The sequence below is a fragment of the Escherichia sp. AM3 genome (genome assembly GCF_032029835.1).
In the GTDB taxonomy this organism is placed as follows: Bacteria; Pseudomonadota; Gammaproteobacteria; order Enterobacterales; family Enterobacteriaceae; genus Escherichia; species Escherichia coli.
This window is the reverse complement of the sequence record NZ_JAVUPQ010001110.1, coordinates 1-256: the sequence shown is the minus strand read 5'-3', so window position 1 is coordinate 256 and position 256 is coordinate 1. Positions and strand designations below refer to the sequence as shown.

At 46.9% G+C, this 256-nt stretch carries 1 protein-coding gene; it reads right to left on the bottom strand.

Annotated features, from left to right (window positions below; genetic code table 11):
• Nucleotides 1-189 precede the first annotated feature (189 nt).
• Nucleotides 190-256, bottom strand: a 67-nt coding sequence (locus RTW80_RS31825) for a hypothetical protein (protein ID WP_409415345.1), incomplete at its 5' end; no start/stop codon positions are given.

The following is a 256-nucleotide window of genomic DNA, read 5'->3' as shown; positions in this document are numbered from 1 at the left end:
CTGTTGAGACTTGTGCTTTCTCGGCAACGTCTTTCATGGTCGCCGAGGCAACCTCTTTCCTGGACTTCAACGTCTTCTCCTCGCCTGAACACCGAACTGCGGACAGCACCATTTTTACAGATAGTTAATGGAATCGGTTACAGAATTTTCATAAAAAGTGTGAGGCGCATTAAATTTTTCGATCCGTCTTCAGCCTTCAATCGGATCGACGTCAAGAACCCACTTCACTTTTCGCGCTTCCGGTAGGGTATTGATC